Genomic DNA, 441 nt, shown 5'->3' with positions numbered 1-441 from the left:
CTCTTTCACTTTCTTGTCTTCTTCCGCGTTCAGCTCAGCATCTTTCACCATTTTCTGGATTTCTTCTTCGGTCAGACCGGAGTTAGCCTTGATGGTGATTTTGTTTTCTTTACCAGTCGCCTTGTCTTTTGCACCGACATGCAAAATACCATTCGCGTCGATGTCAAAAGTCACTTCGATTTGCGGTGTGCCGCGCGCTGCCGGTGGAATACCTTCCAGATTGAACTCGCCCAGACCTTTGTTACCAGCAGCGATTTCACGTTCACCCTGGAATACTTTGATCGTTACTGCAGGCTGGTTGTCGTCCGCTGTCGAGAATACCTGACTGAATTTAGTCGGGATAGTTGTGTTTTTCTGAATCATTTTGGTCATCACGCCACCCAGGGTTTCAATACCCAGGGACAGTGGAGTCACGTCCAGCAACAACACGTCTTTACGATC

Annotated in this window: 1 protein-coding gene; it reads right to left on the bottom strand. The window is 48.1% G+C overall.

Features of this window, described 5'->3' with window-relative positions; translation table 11 throughout:
- A partial coding sequence (locus tag KDM89_RS19845) for an Hsp70 family protein (RefSeq protein WP_212689610.1) occupies positions 1 to 441 on the bottom strand: 441 nt, incomplete at both ends.

This window comes from Cognatundibacterium luofuense, assembly GCF_018139685.1.
Lineage (GTDB): Bacteria > Pseudomonadota > Gammaproteobacteria > Burkholderiales > Burkholderiaceae_D > Undibacterium > Undibacterium luofuense.
This window is presented reverse-complemented; position numbering and strand designations above follow the sequence as displayed.